The following is a 16,621-nucleotide window of genomic DNA, read 5'->3' on the forward strand; positions in this document are numbered from 1 at the left end:
CCTACGGGGCACTCCGTTGCCCCGGCAGGGTCGGTCGTCCGGTCGTGTACGCGTCGGGGCCGGGTTTCCCCTGCTCCGACTGGACCGGGCCGGCCGGTTGCGCCGTGACGGCATGCGTACCCGACGGTGCGGCCGCGGCCGTGGCGCGCCGGATCGCCGCGTTGCCCTGGGCGGGCACCACGGGCTCGGTCACCGCGGCCACGGGCTCCGCGCCACCGCCCTGCGGACGGCGGGCCCGGTAGGCGGCCCGGTACGCGGCGGGGGAGGAGCCCAGCTGACGCCGGAAGTGTCCGCGCAACGCGACCGGCGAGCGGAAGCCGCAGCGGCCCGCCACCTCGTCGACCGAGTACTCGGACGTCTCCAGCAGTCGCTGCGCCTGCAGCACCCGCTGGGTGATCAGCCACTGGAGCGGTGCGCTGCCGGTGAGCGAACGGAACCTGCGGTCGAAGGTCCGCCTGCTCATGTAGGCGCGCGCGGCCAGTGTCTCCACGTCGAACTGCTCGTGGAGGTGCTCCAGCGCCCAGGCCACGACCTCTGCGAGCGGGTCGGAGCCGATCTCCTCCGGTAAAGACCTGTCGAGGTAGCGCTCCTGACCGCCACTGCGCCGCGGCGGCACGACGAGCCGGCGGGCCAGTGCCCCGGCGGCCTCCGTGCCGTGGTCCGTGCGGACTATGTGCAGGCAGAGATCGATCCCGGCGGCCGTGCCGGCGGAGGTGAGCACATCGCCGTCGTCGACGAAGAGCTCGCGCGGATCGACGTGCACCGACGGATAGCGCTTGGCCAGCGTCGGCGCGTACATCCAGTGTGTGGTCGCCGGTCGGCCGTCCAGCAGGCCCGCGGCGGCGAGCACGAACGCGCCCGTGCACAGCCCGACGATGCGGGCGCCCTCCTCATGGGCGCGGCGCAGCGCCTCCAGCGCCTCGGCGGGCGGCGGCGAGGTGATCGAACGCCAGGCGGGCACCACGACGGTGCCGGCCCTGCTGATCGCCTCCAGCCCGTAGGGCGCGGTGAGTTCGAGTCCCCCGGTGGTCCGCAGCGGCCCTTCTTCCCCGCCGCAGACGAGGAGTCGGTAGCGCGGAACTCCCGCGTCCTGGCGGTCGATTCCGAACACGGAGAGCGGGATCGAACTCTCGAAGATGGGGCCGCCGCTGAACAGCAGCACGGCGACGACTTCTCGTCGTCGACGGCCACTGAGCTTCCGTACAGCCTCCGTTGCGGCGGCGGAGTCCTGGCTCATGACGCTAAGCCCCCCTCGGTGTTCGCGTCTTCCTGGTCCTTACGGGCCTGTCGCACCTGCACTGTTCCCCTCGGTCATGCACGAGTTCCCCAGACTTCGATACCCAAGATCGAATCTACTGCGTCCCATGGTGCCGACGTGACAAGTTCACCAACCGCCGTTATGTCGACAAGGCAACTTGGCGGGAAGCATTCGATCACGAAGCGTTTCATCCGGTGGACGCTCAGGGAAGTGCGCCTGGCGTTCATGGCCCGTCCCCGTTGGGTGGAAGCGTACCGCGCGGTCTCTTCCTGCCTGGTGACAAGGGGGTTGATCGGCCAAATCGACAAGGTGTCGGTGGGGGTATGAAGTTGGCTGAAAATAGATGGTTGTGCGTGTGTGATTCAGTCATTGAACCGGCGCACAACCCGGGTGATCAACCGCTTCTTTGCGCCCCCTTGGCAGGTCGGACGGCCGATCGTACGGAACGGGCCGGTGGCAAACGGCGGCGATCGGATTCCGCCGGACGGGCCGGTGTCCGTCGCCGGCCGGGCGGCGTGCGGGGAACGGGGCGGGCGGTCTGGAACGGGGGCGACGGGCGGTCCGGAACGGGGACGGTGTGACGCACGGGATCGGGTTGCCGGCTCCCGGGGTCGGTCCCGGGACGGTGATCCGTCCGACGGTCTCGCGGGGGAGCGGGGCCCTCCGGCGTCCGGAAAAGGTGACGGTTGCGGTGCCGTCCGGTCACCGGGGGCGGTCGTCCGGGCCCGGCGGCGTCGGTGTACAGCACAAGCGGCATTGCCATCCGGGTCCGCCTCGGGCATGCTCCGTGAAACGTCGCGCGCGCTTTGCGCGGGTCTGGGCAGTGGAGGAGTGGCGCCGTACCCTTGGGGGTAAGGGGTTGGGAAGATGATTCCCGGACACCGCAACACCGCTCGCTGACGCACCTTCCCCAAGTCGCTCTCCTCACGAGGACTCTCTTCGCCGAGACACCGATGGCCGGTCACGAAATCCCCGAACCCGCCGACCGCAAGCAGGTGGCCGACCCCATGTCGGACCCGCAGACGGTCGAAGAAACACGTCATTCATGCGACCCCGCGTTCCGTCATGGGGTCGTGGTCGGCTTCGACGGCTCGACCTCCAGTGAGCGCGCCCTCGCCTATGCGATCGGAATGGCCCGAAGATCGGGCTCCGGTCTGATCATCGTCCATGTCGCCAACCGGCTGCCGACCACGGTCTGGGCAGGCTGCGAGCCGCCCGTCTTCGTGGACGTGCCCGACCACCGCACCGAGGTGCTCGGCCTGGAGCTCGCCTGCGCGGACTACCTCTCCGAGGTCCCCTGGGTCCTCGTGGAGCGCGGCGGGGACATCTGCCACGAGCTGGAGGAGGTCGGCCGGGAGTACTCGGCCGACGCCATCGTCGTCGGCTCCACGCACGGCATCGTCGGCCGGATCTTCGGCTCGGTGGCGGGCCGCCTCGCCCGGCGCGCGCAGCGCCCGGTCGTCGTCATCCCCTGAGCGCCCGACGCCCCCGCAACCCCTCCGTCACCGCCCCGGCAACCCCTCCGTCACCCCTGCGATCCGGTGTGACGTCCCCGTTCGACATGGCGTCAAATCGCCTGCGTAAACCGGCATTTCATGCCCTCGATGGCGGATTCGAGGGCGCCCGGCGCGCACCAGGACAGCATTGCGCGCGCCGGGGCCGCCCCCTGCGCGGGCCTATTCGACGGTGACGGACTTCGCCAGGTTGCGCGGCTTGTCGATGTCACGGCCCATGGCCAGCGCCGTGTGGTACGCGAAGAGCTGGAGCGGGATGCCCATCAGGATCGGGTCCAGCTCGTTCTCGTTCTTCGGTACGACGATGGTGTGGTCGGCCTTCTCCTGCACCTGGTGGGCGACGGCGAGGATGCGGCCGCTGCGGGCCTTGATCTCCTCCATCGCGGCGCGGTTCTTCTCCAGCAGGTCGTCGTCCGGCACGATCGCGACCGTCGGCATCGCGGGCTCGATCAGGGCCAGCGGCCCGTGCTTCAGCTCGGAGGCCGGGTACGCCTCCGCGTGGATGTACGAGACCTCCTTGAGCTTCAGCGAGGCCTCCCGGGCGACGGGGTAACCGCGCACCCGGCCGATGAACATCATCGACTTGGCGTCCGCGTACTCGGCCGCCATCTTCTTGATCTCGTCCTCGTTCGCCAGGATCTCGCTGATCTGGGCGGGCAGCCTGCGCAGCCCCTCGATGATCCGCTTGCCGTCGGCGACCGACAGGTCCCGGATCCGGCCCAGGTGCAGGGCAAGCAGCGCGAACGCGACGACCGTGTTGGTGAAGCACTTGGTGGAGACGACGCAGACCTCGGGGCCGGCGTGGACGTACGTACCGCCGTCCGCCTCCCGGGCGATCGCGGAACCCACCACGTTGACGACGCCGAGCACCCGGGCGCCCTTGCGCTTGAGCTCCTGGACGGCGGCCAGCACGTCGTACGTCTCACCGGACTGGGAGACCGCGACGTACAGCGTGTCCGGGTCGACGACCGGGTTGCGGTAGCGGAACTCGGAGGCCGGCTCGGCGTCCGCGGGGATACGGGCGAGCTCCTCGATCAGCTGCGCGCCGATCTGGCCCGCGTGGTACGAGGTGCCGCAGCCGAGAATCTTGATCCGGCGGACCCCGCGCGCCTCGCGGGCGTCCAGGTTGAGGCCGCCCAGGTGCACGGTGGCGAAGCGGTCGTCGATCCGGCCGCGCAGCACCCGGTCGACGGCGTCGGCCTGCTCGGAGATCTCCTTGTGCATGTACGTGTCGTGGCCGCCCATGTCGTACGACTCGGCCTCCCACTCCACGGTGGTCGGCGTGGCCGTCGTGGACGAGCCCTCCGTGGTGTACGTACGGAAGTCGTCGGCCTTGAGGGTGGCCATCTCGCCGTCGTCCAGGGTCACGACCTGGCGGGTGTGGGCGACCAGAGCGGCGACGTCCGAGGCGACGAACATCTCCTTCTCGCCGATGCCGAGCACGACCGGGGAGCCGTTGCGGGCGACCACGATGCGGTCGTTGAAGTCGGCGTGCATGACGGCGATGCCGTACGTGCCCTCGACCGAGCGCAGCGCCTCGCGGACCTTCTCCTCCAGGGTCTGCGCCTGGGCGCGGGCGATCAGGTGGACCAGCACCTCGGTGTCGGTCTCGGAGAGGAAGACGACACCGTCGGCGACGAGCTTCGCACGGAGCTCGGAGGCGTTGTCGATGATGCCGTTGTGGACGACTGCGACCTTGTTCTCGGCGTCCAGGTGCGGGTGCGCGTTCTCGTCGCTCGGGGCGCCGTGGGTGGCCCAGCGGGTGTGGGCGATACCGGTGGTGCCGGTGAAGCGCTTGGGGACGCGGGCCTCCAGCTCGCGGACCCGGCCCTTGGCCTTCACCATCCGCAGGGTGGCGGGCTTGCCGGCCGACGCCTTGCCGGTGATGACGATGCCCGCGGAGTCGTAACCCCGGTATTCCAGTCGCTGCAGCCCTTCCAGCAGCAGCGGAGCCACGTCACGCTTCCCGATGTATCCGACGATTCCGCACATAAAGTCTCTGCCCCTCCATCGACGTACTTGTGGTGCCCGTTGCTCAGCCGTAGACGATGCGGCGCAGCTGGCGGAGCGAGAGCTCCGGCGGCGCGACCGCGCGGTGCGGCAGCTCGGCCGCGATCCGTTCGAAGATCTCCGCGTTGACCAGGCCGCCGGACTGCAGTTCGCGGTGGCGGCGGCGGACGAAGTCGTCGGTCGTCTCGTCGAAGTACGCCAGCACGTCGAGGATCACCCGGGCGGCTTCACCGCGCTGGAGCGCGGTGCTGCGCACCAGGTGATCGATGAGGTCGTCATGCGACGGGCGGCGTTCGAGCACTCGTTGATATTGCGGTGGGCGGGGCGCTTACGCAACAATTCTGCCCGATATCGGGCAGGGGTGGGTGTGATTGCCGTCTCGCGGGGCCTCGGAGTGGGCGGGACGAGCGGGACGAGTCGGGGGTGCCCGCTCAGAGCCGCTTGAGCACGGCCTGCTTGGCGGCGGTGAACTCGTCGTCGGTGAGAACCCCGGCGCGGTGGAGATCGCCGAGCTCGCGCAGCCGGCGCAGCAGGGCGTCGTGATCGTCGCCGGACGGCGCGGGTTCCGCGGGTGCGGCCAGGGGCGCGATCTCCGGAGCCGCGGTGGTGGCGCCTTCGAGAGCCCCGGCCGGCCCCGTCGTCCTCGCCGCCGTGCCGGGCAGCCGTACGAGCACCGCCGCCGCGACCAGCACCGCCGTGTGCTCCTTCTTGGACAGCCCCCACAGGTCCAGCGAGTACTGGTCGTACTCGGCGGCCGGGGCCGGTGCCGCCCCCTCGCCCCGTACGAAGCGCAGATGCCCGTTCTCCAGGCCGATGGCGGGCACCCAGTGCACGCCGGTCACCTCCGACACCGGGAACGAGACCGGGCCGCCCGACGTCTTGACCTCCTTGGCCTTCCAGTTCCAGGTGAGGCGGACGGTCTCCCCGTCGAACGAGGCCGTGCCGTCCCCGCCGCCGCCGGCGACCGGCACCGCGGGCCCCGGCAGCAGGAACTCGTCCACCGCCCCGTTGGGCACCTGCTCGACCAGCAGGGCGTTGCGCACCTCGTCGACGAAGTACTCGGCCACCCCGGTCCGGTCCTTCTCCACGGCCAGCTGGTAGGGGTCCGCAGCGTCCTTGAGCCGGCCGTCCGCCGCCCGCAGGACCGGGCACGCGCCGTCGCGCAGCCGCAGTCGCAGCCGGCCGCCCTTGCGGTCCGGCTCGAAGGAGATCCCCGCCAACGCCGCCAGCGGGACGACGCATTCGCCCAGCCCCTCCCGGAGCGGGTGGATGCCCTTGCCCCGGCCCGGTGTGATCCGTACCGATTCGCCGTCGAAGGTCCAGGTTCCGTCGCGCTGGATTATTTCCGCCATGCGGCAGATTCTGTCAGCCCGCGTGACAGGGAAGTGGTCTACACCTTGACCACGCGTGAGGCGCACGATACGCATGGTGATGGTTCGGATGTTCAGGAGCTCCACAGGTGTGAACCCGTCGAAAGGGACCCGGCTTGTGAGACTGCACAGGACACAGCGCACCGCCCTTCCCCGCCTTCTCGGCTCGCTGCTGCTCGTCACGGCGGCCGGGATCTCCGGTATCGGCGCGGCGGCGGAGGGAGCGGCGGCGGACAGCGGCCCGGCCGCCGCCTCGCCCCGTCCGCTCGACCAGATCGTGCCCGCCCCCGCCGAGGCGAAGCCCGGCGGCACCCCGTACACCATCACGGCGGACACCAGGATCCGCGTCGACGGCTCCGGAGAGGCCCGGAAGGTCGGCGACTACCTGGCGGGCGTGCTGCGCCCGTCCACCGGATACGCCCTGCCGGTCACCGGCGACGCGGGCAACGGCATCCGGCTGCGCCTCGACCCCGGCAACGGTGAACTGGGCGCCGAGGGCTACCGCCTGAAGTCCAGCCGGGGCTCCGTCACCATCACCGCACGCGGCCCCGCCGGGCTCTTCCACGGCGTCCAGACGCTCCGGCAGCTGCTCCCGGCCGACGTGGAGAAGAAGAGCCCCCAGCAGGGGCCGTGGACCGTCGCGGGCGGCACGGTCACGGACACGCCGCGCTACGCCTACCGCAGCGCGATGCTCGACGTCTCCCGGCACTTCTTCTCGGTCGGCGAGGTCAAGCGGTACATCGACCAGCTCGCCCTCTACAAGATGAACAAGCTCCATCTGCATCTCTCCGACGACCAGGGCTGGCGGATCGCCATCGACTCCTGGCCGCGGCTCGCCACGTACGGCGGCCAGACGGAGGTCGGCGGCGGCCCCGGCGGCTACTACACCAAGGACGACTACAAGGAGATCGTCCGGTACGCGGCCTCCCGCTATCTGGAGGTCGTCCCGGAGATCGACCTGCCCGGCCACACCAACGCGGCACTCGCCTCGTACGCGGAGCTGAACTGCAACGGGGTCGCGCCGCCGCTGTACACCGGCACCAACGTCGGCTTCAGCTCGCTCTGCGTGCCGAAGGCCGTCACGTACGACTTCGTGGACGACGTGGTCCGCGAGCTCGCCGAGCTCACCCCCGGCAAGTACCTCCACATCGGCGGCGACGAGGCGCACTCCACCAGCCATGAGGACTACGTGGCCTTCATGGACAAGGCGCAGGCCATCGTCGGCAAGTACGGCAAGACCGTGATCGGCTGGCACCAGCTGACCGGGGGCACGCCGGTGAAGGGCGCGGTCGCCCAGTACTGGGGTTACGACAGGACGGGCGCCGCCGAGCGCGAGCAGGTCGCGGCCGCCGCCGCGAACGGCACGAAGCTGGTGCTGTCCCCGGCCGACCGCAGCTACCTCGACATGAAGTACGACAAGGACACCAAGCTGGGCCTGGCCTGGGCCGGTTACGTCTCGGTGCAGCGCTCGTACGACTGGGACCCGGCGACGTACCTGGCCGGCGCCCCGGCGGAGTCGGTCCTCGGTGTCGAGGCGCCGCTCTGGTCGGAGACCCTGAGCAACAGCGACGAGATCGAGCAGATGGCGTTCCCCCGGCTGCCCGGGGTCGCGGAGCTCGGCTGGTCGCCCGCGGCCACGCACGACTGGGGCACGTACAAGGTGCGGCTGGGCGCGCAGGGGCCGAGGCTCTCGGCGCTGGGCATCAACTACTACCGGGCGCCGCAGGTCCCCTGGGCGGCTCAGTGAGCTGACCGGGCCCGTCCGGCGACCGCGCGCCTCCGGTCGCCGGGCGGAATCGGTGCTCGCGCTCCGCTCGTCCCCTTCGCCCCCTTCGCCCGCGGCCGTCGTCGCCGCTCACCAGACCAGCACCCCGCCGCCCACCGACCGGGCCCGCAGCGCGGCCCGGGTGATGTTGGCGAGCCGGGCCGTCACGTAGTCCTCCCCGTAGCCGCTGTGTGCACCGAGCTCCGCCGTGTGCCCGCGCATCAGCTCGCACTCGGCGAGGAAGTCCTCGACGTCCTCCGGCTGTACGTACAGGTCGTCGGCGGCCAGCTCGGGGAAGAACCGGGCCCCGATCGCCCGCGCGTGCTCCGAGCCCCAGAGCTTGGTCCGGCTGCTCTCGAACCCGGCCATGTCGCTGCCGTCCTCGGGGTCGTCGAGCAGTCTCAGCTTCCCCGGCTCGTCGTACACGAAGGTGTGCACCAGCAGTGTCATGCCCCGAACTCCCCACGGCAGCCTTCGAGTCCCTCGACGGTGACCTCGATGCTCCGGCACTCCTCCCAGCGCGCCCGGTCCATCCGCAGCCGCTGCAGGGTGACGGGCACTCCCCGCACGGCGGCGACCGTGAGGCCGTCCGGCAGGTAGCCGAGCCGGCGCGAGACGCCCAGGGAGCGCGGGTTGTCGGTCATCGCGGCCGACACCGCGGTCCGGGCCCCGAGGCCGGCGAAGGCGAGATGCAGGGCGGCGGCCCGCATCTCGGTGCCGATGCCCCGGCCCTGGTGGGCCAGGCCCAGCCACGACCCGGTGCTGACCTGGCCGGTCACGGCGAAGTCCTCGGCCGTCAGGTCCTGCCGCCCGACCACCCTGCCCTCGTACAGCACGGCGAGACTCAGCGCCCAGTCCCGTACCGACCAGTCGGCGACGGTGGACAGCACGTGCTGGAGCACTGCCCTGCCGCGCTCCTCGGGCGGTACGTCGGTCCAGGGGACCGCGAACGGCATCTCGCCCGGCGCGTGCACCCCGCCGGCGGCGACCGACGCGAGGTCGTCCAGCAACTCCAGGTCGGGGAGGCGTAGTTCCAGGCGGGGTGTGCGGAGGCGGAGCCCGTACAGGGGCCAGTGCTGCGGCTTCATGGACGGACTCTGCCGGGCGGGACGGCGCACTGTCGAGCGGATTTCCCGGCCGGCCGCACCGCGGGCCCTTCCGCCGGCACGCCGCGCTCGCGTGCGTCGGCCACGGCCCGGGGGGCGCGAACGGGCGGGACTCCACGGCCGGGCGTCGCGAGCCGGGCGGGACTCCACGGCAGCGGCCCAGGAGCCGCGAACGGTCAGGGGCGCGGCCAGGGTCGGCCGGCCAGGCGTTCGATGTCGGTGTTGAAGCGCCTCAGGTAGGCGGCGAAGCCGGAGATGTCCTCGTCCGACCAGTTGGCCATGACCCGCTCCAGGGAGCCGACGAGGCCCTCGCGTTCCGCGTCGAGCATGCGGGCGCCCTCGTCGGTGATCCGGAACTTGCGGGCCATGCCGCCTTCGGGGTCCGGGATGCGTTCCACGAGTCCGGCGCGCATGGCCGCCGCGGTCTGCCGGTTGAGGGTGGAGGCGTCGAGCCCGAAGGCGTCGCTGAGCTCACCGATCGACATCGGCCCCTGGACGCGGACGCGGCTGAGCAGGATGTAGGCGCTGCGGTCCATCAGGCCGTCCTTGCGCCGGCCGCCCTTGTTCTGCAGGAGGCCGTGACGGCTGAGGAGCATCTGCTCGTACTCGACCTCGTGTGTGGGCCTGGTCATGCGCCTGCCGCCTCCTGTTGTCGTCCGGGCGTCCCGGCGTGATTCCGGATGTCGGCCGTTATTCTCCCACAGGTCTATGCAACATACATATAACGTGCTCGATGCATTAAGTGTGTACGATGCATAGTCTTCTTCCGATGTATACCCGAGGAGTCCCGGATGGGCGCGCCCCAGCCATCAACCCGCAGCGGCGGCGTAGTCGCCACGCTGGCCATCGCCGGCACCACTGCGGCGATCATGCAGACCCTGGTCACCCCGCTCATCGCGGAGCTGCCGCAGATCCTGAGCACCACCCCCTCGAACGCGGCGTGGGTGATCACCGTCACCCTGCTGGTGTCCGCCGTCTGCGTGCCCGTCTCCGGACGTCTGGGCGACATGGTCGGCAAGCGCCGGATGCTTCTCGTGTGCTCAGTGCCGCTGATCGTCGGCTCGGTGGTGTGCGCGCTCTCCTCGTCCGTCGTCCCCATGATCGTCGGCCGCGGTCTGCAGGGCATGGGCATGGGCGTACTGCCGCTCGGCATCGCCCTGCTGCGTGACGTGGTCCCGGCGGAGAAGCTCAGCTCCTCCATCGCACTGGTCAGCGCCTCCATGGGCATCGGCGGCGCGCTCGGCCTGCCGATCGCCGCGGCGGTCGCCCAGTACACGAACTGGCGGGTGCTGTTCTGGGGCTCGGCCGGCCTGGCCACCATGGTCGCGGTGCTGATCTGGTTCCTGATCCCCGATGTGCCGGCCGGCGCCAAGGGCCAGCGGTTCGACGTGCTCGGTGCGCTCGGCCTCGGGGCGGGCCTGGTCTGCCTGCTGCTCGCGGTCTCCAAGGGCGCCGACTGGGGCTGGGGCTCGGCCACCACGCTCGGCCTGTTCGCCGCCGCCGTCGTCGTGCTGCTCGCCTGGGGCCTGTGGGAGCTGCGTACCCGCGACCCGCTGGTCGACCTGCGCACCACCGCGCGTCCGCGGGTGCTGATGACCAACCTCGCCTCCGTCTTCGTCGGCTTCGGCATGTACGCCAGCATGCTGATCGCGCCGCAGCTGCTCCAGCTGCCCTCCGCCACCGGCTACGGCCTGGGCCAGTCGATGCTCGCGGCGGGCCTGTGGCTGGCGCCCGGCGGGATCATGATGATGATCGTCTCCCCGCTCGGCGGAAAGCTCATCGACGCCAGGGGCCCGAAGTTCACCCTGGTGTGCGGCATCCTGGTCATCGCGGTCGGCTACGGTCTGGCGCTGGTGCTCATGGGCTCCGCGTGGGGCCTGATGGTGGTGGGCATGGTGACCAGCAGCGGTGTCGGCCTGGCGTACGGTGCGATGCCCGCGCTGATCATGGGATCGGTCCCGCTGTCCGAGACCGCCGCCGCCAACGGCTTCAACACGCTGATGCGCTCGCTCGGTACGTCGATCGGCGCCGCGGTGATCGGCGTGGTCCTCTCCCAGATGACCGTCACCATGGGCGGCTACAGCCTCACCTCCGAGAACGGCTTCCGTACCGGTCTCATGGTCGGCTGCGGCGTCGCCCTGGTGGCGGCGGTGATCGCCGCCGCCATCCCGGCCGCGCGACGCGCCGAGTCCGGCACCGGCGCCGACGCCGCCGTGGAACAGGCCACGGCCAAGGCCTGACCTGCCCCGGACGCCCGGGCGTCCGGAAACGTACGAGATGCGAGCCGACGACAACGCGTCGGCACCCCGGCCCCGTCAACCAGCCTCGCACTGCGACTGGTTGACGGGGCCGCTCCGGTTCGTCACGTCGGGAGCGGCCGTCAGCACATCGCCCCTTCCCTTCCCGGTAAGGTGGCAATCTTCGGCCGGCGTCAGCCTCCGGAGCCCTGAAGGCGAACGCCCATGACACACTCCGCGCCGCGCCCCACCCGCCGCCGCCTCGACGCCGCACTGGACGGCCTCGCGGTCACCTTCCGCGGAATGACCGCCCACCCCGACGAGAACAACTGCGAGTGCCACTGGGGCAGCGCCGAGGAACTCGCCCAGCTCAAGGTGGCGGACCGGGAGCTGGACCCCGACCTGCTGCGCCGCACCTGGAGCGCACCCGACTGGAGCGACCACCCCTCCGTGCTGCGCCGGATACTCCCTCAGTTCGCCCGGTTCCTCGTGACGGGCCACACCGACCCGTACCGCGACTCGGACGACATCGGCCGCTCGTTCGCCCGTGGCCGCTGGCAGCAGTGGCCCGCCGAACAGGCCGCAGCGGTACGGGAGTTCCTCGACGCCTGGTGGGCCGACACACTCGCCGACCCGGCCCCCGTCCTCTCCGCCCACGACCTCCTCGCCCTGATCGCCGAGGCGTCCGGCGAACTCCGTCCGTGGCTCGCCCACTGGGAGTCACAGTCCGGAACCACGGCCGACCAGCACCTCACCGCAGCCGCCGACCACTGGGAGTACGAGCTGCTCGGCGACAACCTCCCCTGGGATGCCTGGGATGCCCGGGACAACAGTCAGGAGAAGTGTGCCGAACTGACGGCCTGGCTGCTCGACCACGCCCGCCCCCGGCTCGTCGCCCATGGAGCACCCGACGAACTCCTCCACCGGATAAGGCTCCTGGGCCTCACCGGCGACGCCCGCTGGGACGACCCCCACTGGCCCGGTCACAGCTACTGACGCACCGCGCCGCGCGACGGGCGGGCCGGACTCGGCCGCCGGCCCCGGAGAGGGGCTCCGGGGCCGGCCGGGCGAGCCGACCGTCCGTCTGCTCGCCCGACCGGCCCCGGAGCCGTGTCACCCGTACGTCAGGACGGCAGGCCCAGTTCGCGGGCGATCAGCATGCGCTGGACCTCGCTCGTGCCCTCGCCGATCTCCAGGATCTTGGAGTCGCGCCACATCCTGGCCACCGGGTACTCGTTCATGAAGCCGTAGCCGCCGTGGATCTGGGTCGCCTCGCGGGCGTTGTCCACCGCCACCGTCGAGGAGTACAGCTTCGCGATCGCGGCCTCCTTCTTGAAGGGTTCGCCCGCCACCATGCGCGAGGCGGCGTCGCGCCAGCCGACGCGGGCCATGTGGGCGCGCATCTCCATGTCCGCGATCTTGAACTGGATGGCCTGGTTGGCGCCGATCGGGCGGCCGAAGGCGTGGCGCTCGGCGGCGTACTTGACCGACTCGTCGACGCAGCCCTGGGCCAGGCCCGTGGACAGGGCGGAGATGGCGATCCGGCCCTCGTCCAGGATGCGCAGGAACTGGGCGTAGCCGCGGCCCTCCTCGCCCAGCAGGTTCTCCAGCGGGACGCGGACGTCGGAGAAGGACAGCTCACGGGTGTCCGAGGCGTTCCAGCCGACCTTGGAGTACGGGGCCGCGACCGTGAAGCCGGGGGTGCCGGACGGCACGATGATCGAGGAGATGAGCGGGGCGCCGTTCTCCTTGCGGCCGGTCACCGCGGTCACCGTGACCAGCTCCGTGATGTCCGTACCGGAGTTGGTGATGAAGCACTTGGAGCCGTTGATCACCCACTCGCCGGTGGCCTCGTCGCGCACCGCCGTCGTCCGGGTGCCGCCCGCGTCCGAGCCGCCGTCCGGCTCGGTCAGGCCGAACGCGCCGAGCGCCTCGCCCGAGCAGAGCTTCGGCAGCCACCGCTGCTTCTGCTCCTCGGTGCCGAAGCGGTAGACCGGCATCGCGCCGAGCGAGACCCCGGCCTCCAGGGTGATCGCCACGGAGGAGTCGACCCGGGCCAGCTCCTCCAGGGCGATCCCGAGGGCGAGGTAGTCGCCGCCCATGCCGCCGTACTCCTCGGGGAACGGGAGCCCGAACAGGCCCATCCGCCCCATCTCCCGCACGATCTCGTACGGGAACTCGTGCCGTTCGTAGAAGTCGCCGATCTTCGGCGCGACCACGTCGTGCGCGAACTCCTCGACGGTGCGCCGCAGTTCCTCGTGTTCGGCGGTCAGCCGGTGGTCCAGGGACATGGCAGGGGTCACTCCTTGTGGGAACGGGTGTCTATCGCACCGAGAGCGCGCGGACGGTACGGGACGGGCTGGGTCGGCCCAGTCGGTCGGCGAGCCACACGCTGGTGGCGGTGAGCGCGTCGAGATCGACCCCGGTTTCGATACCGAGGCCCTGGAGCATCCACACGAGGTCCTCGGTGGCGAGGTTTCCGGTCGCGCTCTTCGCGTACGGGCAGCCGCCGAGGCCGCCCGCGGAGGCGTCCACCGTGGTCACCCCGTGCTGGAGCGCGGCGAGGGTGTTGGAGAGCGCCTGGCCGTACGTGTCGTGGAAGTGCACGCCGACGGTGTCGGTGCGTACCCCTTCCTCGTTCAGCTCCGAGAGCAGGGTCTGAACGTGGCCGGGCGTGGCGACGCCGATGGTGTCGCCGAGGGAGAGCTCGTCGCAGCCGAGGTCCATCAGCGCCTTGGCGACCCGGACGACCTGGTGGACGGGGACGGGCCCCTCCCACGGGTCGCCGAAGCACATCGACAGGTAGCCGCGCACGTGCACCTTGTCGGCCTTGGCGCGGGCGACGACCGGCTCGAACATGGCGAGCGACTCGTCGACGGTGCGGTTGAGATTGCGGGCGGCGAACGTCTCGGTCGCCGAGCCGAACACCGCGATCCGGCGGGCGCCGAGCGCCAGTGCCCGGTCCAGGCCGCGTTCGTTCGGGACCAGGACCGGCAGCGCGACGCCGTCGATGTCGGCCAGGCGGGGGAACAGGTCCTCGGCGTCGGCCAGTTGGGGCACCCACTTGGGGTGCACGAAGCTGGTCGCCTCGATGGTGGTCAGGCCCGACGCGGCCAGCCGGTGGATGAACTCCGCCTTCACCTCGGTCGGTACGACGGCCTTCTCGTTCTGCAGCCCGTCGCGGGCACCGACCTCGTGGATGCGGACCCGGGCGGGCAGGTCCTGGGCCGGGACGGTCATGGGAAGGGTGCGTGGCGTCGTCATGCTTCCTCCCCGGGAGCGACGAGGGCCTCTGTGGGGGCCACCACGGCCAGGATCTGGTCCATGGCGACCGTGGTGCCGGCGCTGACGTCCAGTTCGGTCACGGTCCCGGCGTGCGGGGCGGAGATGACGTGCTCCATCTTCATGGCCTCCACCACGAGCAGGCTCTGACCGGCCACGACCTCGTCACCGACCGCCACCTTCACGACCGTCACGGTGCCCGGCATGGGCGCGGCGAGGGTGTCCGCCCCGGAACGGCCCGCGCCGGCCAGCGACGCCTCCACCGGGTCGTGATCCTGTACGTGCCAGCTGTCACCGTCCCGGCCGAGCCACACCCCGTCCGGGGAGGAGGCGTGGCTGAACGCGTGGGTGACACCGGCGAGTTCGAGGGTGAGGCGGGGCCCGGAGACCTCGACCAGCCTGGCCGTCTCCTTGCCGCCGGGCAGCGGGGCCAGCGGGCCGCAGGCCCCCGTCACGGGCTGCGGCGGCTCGGCGCCCTCCCCGACGTGGCCGAACGTCAGCTCCGTACCGGCCGGGCAGGAACGCAGCGAGACCTGCACCGGGTCGTGGCCCGGCAGCCGGAAGTCGAGCACCGTGCGGGCCGGGGTGCCGCCGAGGCGCCAGCCGCTCGCCACCGAGAACGGGTCCACCCAGCCGGCGGGGGCGTCGGCGGGGGAGGCGGCGGAGTGGCGCAGGAGTGCGGCTGCCGCGTACACCTCTTCGGGGACACCCTCCGGGACCAGGCCGGACGCCTCGCGCTCCACCAGACCCGTGTCCAGATCGCCCGCCGCCACCGCCGGATGGGCGAGCAGCCGGCGCAGGAATCCGGCGTTGGTCGGAACGCCGAGGATCACCGTGTCCGCGAGCGCCGCCCGCAGCCGGCGCAGGGCGGTGGGGCGGTCGGGGCCGTACGCGATGACCTTCGACAGCATCGGGTCGTACAGGCTGCCGACCTCGCCGCCCGTGCCGAGCCCGGAGTCCGTCCGCACGCCGTTGCCCTGCGGCTCGTGCAGCGTGAGGACCGTGCCGCCGGAGGGCAGGAAGCCGCGGGCCGGGTCCTCGGCGCAGATCCGGGCCTCGATGGCGTGGCCGGTGAGTGTGATGTCCTGCTGCCGGTAGGGGAGTTGCTCGCCTGCCGCGACCCTGAGCTGCCACTCCACCAGGTCCAGGCCGGTGATCAGCTCGGTGACCGGGTGCTCGACCTGGAGGCGGGTGTTCATCTCCATGAAGTAGTACGAGGCGGGGTCGTTGCCCGGGACGATGAACTCCACCGTGCCCGCGCCGACGTAGCCGCAGGAGCGGGCTGCCTGGACGGCCGCCTCACCCATCGCCGCCCGGGTCTCCTCGTCGAGCAGGACGGAGGGCGCCTCCTCGATGATCTTCTGGTGGCGGCGCTGGAGCGAGCACTCGCGCTCGCCGAGGTGGACCACGTTGCCGTGGGCGTCGGCCAGCACCTGGATCTCGATGTGCCGGGGGCGGTCGATCCACCGCTCCACCAGCAGGGTGTCGTCGCCGAACGAGGACCGTGCCTCGCGCCGGGCGGCCGCGATCTCGTCCCCGAGCAGCGCCTCGTCGCGCACCAGCCGCATGCCCTTGCCGCCGCCGCCCGCCGAGGGCTTCAGCAGCACCGGCATCCCGATCCCGCCGGCCGCGTCGACCAGCTGGGCATCGGTGAGCCCGCTCCCGGACGAGCCGGGCACCACCGGGACCCCGGCCGCCGCGACCGTCTCCTTGGCCCGGATCTTGTCGCCCATCAGCGTGATCGCGGAGGCGGGCGGGCCGATGAAGACCAGCCCCGCCTCGGCGCACGCCCGCGCGAAGCCCGCGTTCTCGGCGAGGAATCCGTATCCCGGGTGGACGGCCTGCGCGCCGGTGCGACGGGCCGCGTCCAGCAGCGCGGGCACGCTCAGATAGCTCATCGCGGCCGGGGCGGGCCCGATCCGTACCGCCGTGTCGGCCTCCCGGACGTGCCGGGCGTCCGCGTCCGCGTCGCTGAAGACGGCGACCGAGCGGACGCCCAGCTCGCGCAGCGTGCGGATGACACGTACCGCGATCTCGCCGCGGTTGGCGACCAGAACCGTGTCGAACATCGTCATCTGT

General features: G+C 71.5%; 14 protein-coding genes. 4 read left to right on the forward strand and 10 right to left on the reverse strand.

From position 1 onward, the window contains the following. Nucleotide 1 precedes the first annotated feature (1 nt). Nucleotides 2-1,237, reverse strand: coding sequence for a helix-turn-helix domain-containing protein (locus tag OG842_RS25220; protein ID WP_266732795.1), 1,236 nt, complete (start codon nt 1,235-1,237; stop codon nt 2-4). A gap of 974 nt (nt 1,238-2,211) precedes the next feature. Here OG842_RS25220 and OG842_RS25225 point away from each other — a divergent pair. Continuing rightward, a complete protein-coding gene (locus tag OG842_RS25225; RefSeq protein ID WP_189547056.1) occupies nt 2,212-2,733 on the forward strand; it encodes a universal stress protein in 522 nt (173 codons plus the stop codon). Nucleotides 2,734-2,934: 201 nt separating this feature from the next. Here OG842_RS25225 and glmS read toward each other — a convergent pair whose 3' ends face one another. The 3 genes from glmS to OG842_RS25240 all read right to left on the reverse strand — a co-directional run bounded on the left by glmS (nt 2,935) and on the right by OG842_RS25240 (nt 6,134). After that, nucleotides 2,935-4,764 (reverse strand): glutamine--fructose-6-phosphate transaminase (isomerizing), encoded by a 1,830-nt coding sequence (glmS, locus tag OG842_RS25230; RefSeq protein WP_328512527.1) that lies wholly within the window; start codon nt 4,762-4,764, stop codon nt 2,935-2,937. A gap of 43 nt (nt 4,765-4,807) precedes the next feature. Further along, nucleotides 4,808-5,083 (reverse strand): hypothetical protein, encoded by a 276-nt coding sequence (locus OG842_RS25235; RefSeq protein WP_072489218.1) that lies wholly within the window; start codon nt 5,081-5,083, stop codon nt 4,808-4,810. Between the two features lie 130 nt (nt 5,084-5,213). Next, entirely contained in the window at nt 5,214-6,134 is a 921-nt protein-coding gene (locus OG842_RS25240; RefSeq protein ID WP_328512528.1) for a DUF4429 domain-containing protein, read from the reverse strand. A gap of 136 nt (nt 6,135-6,270) precedes the next feature. Between OG842_RS25240 and OG842_RS25245 the strand changes: the two genes are divergently transcribed. Next, nucleotides 6,271-7,899: a beta-N-acetylhexosaminidase gene (locus OG842_RS25245; protein ID WP_266732799.1), complete on the forward strand. Its 1,629-nt coding sequence runs from the start codon at nt 6,271-6,273 to the stop codon at nt 7,897-7,899. 108 nt (nt 7,900-8,007) lie between these two features. Here OG842_RS25245 and OG842_RS25250 read toward each other — a convergent pair whose 3' ends face one another. From OG842_RS25250 to OG842_RS25260, 3 genes are all read right to left on the reverse strand, one after another. Beyond that, a complete protein-coding gene (locus OG842_RS25250; RefSeq protein WP_266732801.1) occupies nt 8,008-8,367 on the reverse strand; it encodes a hypothetical protein in 360 nt (119 codons plus the stop codon). Next, nucleotides 8,364-9,005, reverse strand: coding sequence for a GNAT family N-acetyltransferase (locus tag OG842_RS25255; protein ID WP_266732802.1), 642 nt, complete (start codon nt 9,003-9,005; stop codon nt 8,364-8,366). Before OG842_RS25255 ends, OG842_RS25250 begins: the two co-directional genes overlap by 4 nt. Nucleotides 9,006-9,199: 194 nt before the next feature. Beyond that, nucleotides 9,200-9,655 (reverse strand): MarR family winged helix-turn-helix transcriptional regulator, encoded by a 456-nt coding sequence (locus OG842_RS25260; protein ID WP_328512529.1) that lies wholly within the window; start codon nt 9,653-9,655, stop codon nt 9,200-9,202. A 159-nt stretch (nt 9,656-9,814) separates the two neighbouring features. Here OG842_RS25260 and OG842_RS25265 point away from each other — a divergent pair, with 159 nt between their 5' ends. Continuing rightward, nucleotides 9,815-11,263, forward strand: coding sequence for an MFS transporter (locus OG842_RS25265; protein WP_328512530.1), 1,449 nt, complete (start codon nt 9,815-9,817; stop codon nt 11,261-11,263). A 222-nt stretch (nt 11,264-11,485) separates the two neighbouring features. Beyond that, entirely contained in the window at nt 11,486-12,256 is a 771-nt protein-coding gene (locus OG842_RS25270; RefSeq protein WP_266732807.1) for a hypothetical protein, read from the forward strand. 128 nt (nt 12,257-12,384) lie between these two features. On the opposite strand, the gene OG842_RS25275 is transcribed toward OG842_RS25270, so the two are convergent. The 3 genes from OG842_RS25275 to OG842_RS25285 are packed head-to-tail and all read right to left on the reverse strand — an operon-like array spanning nt 12,385 to nt 16,617. After that, nucleotides 12,385-13,551, reverse strand: coding sequence for an acyl-CoA dehydrogenase family protein (locus OG842_RS25275; RefSeq protein ID WP_266732808.1), 1,167 nt, complete (start codon nt 13,549-13,551; stop codon nt 12,385-12,387). A gap of 31 nt (nt 13,552-13,582) precedes the next feature. After that, nucleotides 13,583-14,524: a hydroxymethylglutaryl-CoA lyase gene (locus OG842_RS25280; RefSeq protein ID WP_266732810.1), complete on the reverse strand. Its 942-nt coding sequence runs from the start codon at nt 14,522-14,524 to the stop codon at nt 13,583-13,585. Then, complete coding sequence (locus OG842_RS25285; protein ID WP_266732812.1) at nt 14,521-16,617, reverse strand: acetyl-CoA carboxylase biotin carboxylase subunit; 2,097 nt, start codon at nt 16,615-16,617, stop codon at nt 14,521-14,523. The genes OG842_RS25280 and OG842_RS25285 overlap by 4 nt, the downstream gene beginning before the upstream one ends. Between the last annotated feature and the right edge of the window lie 4 nt (nt 16,618-16,621).

Source organism: Streptomyces sp. NBC_00376 (assembly GCF_036077095.1).
Classification (GTDB): Bacteria; Actinomycetota; Actinomycetes; order Streptomycetales; family Streptomycetaceae; genus Streptomyces.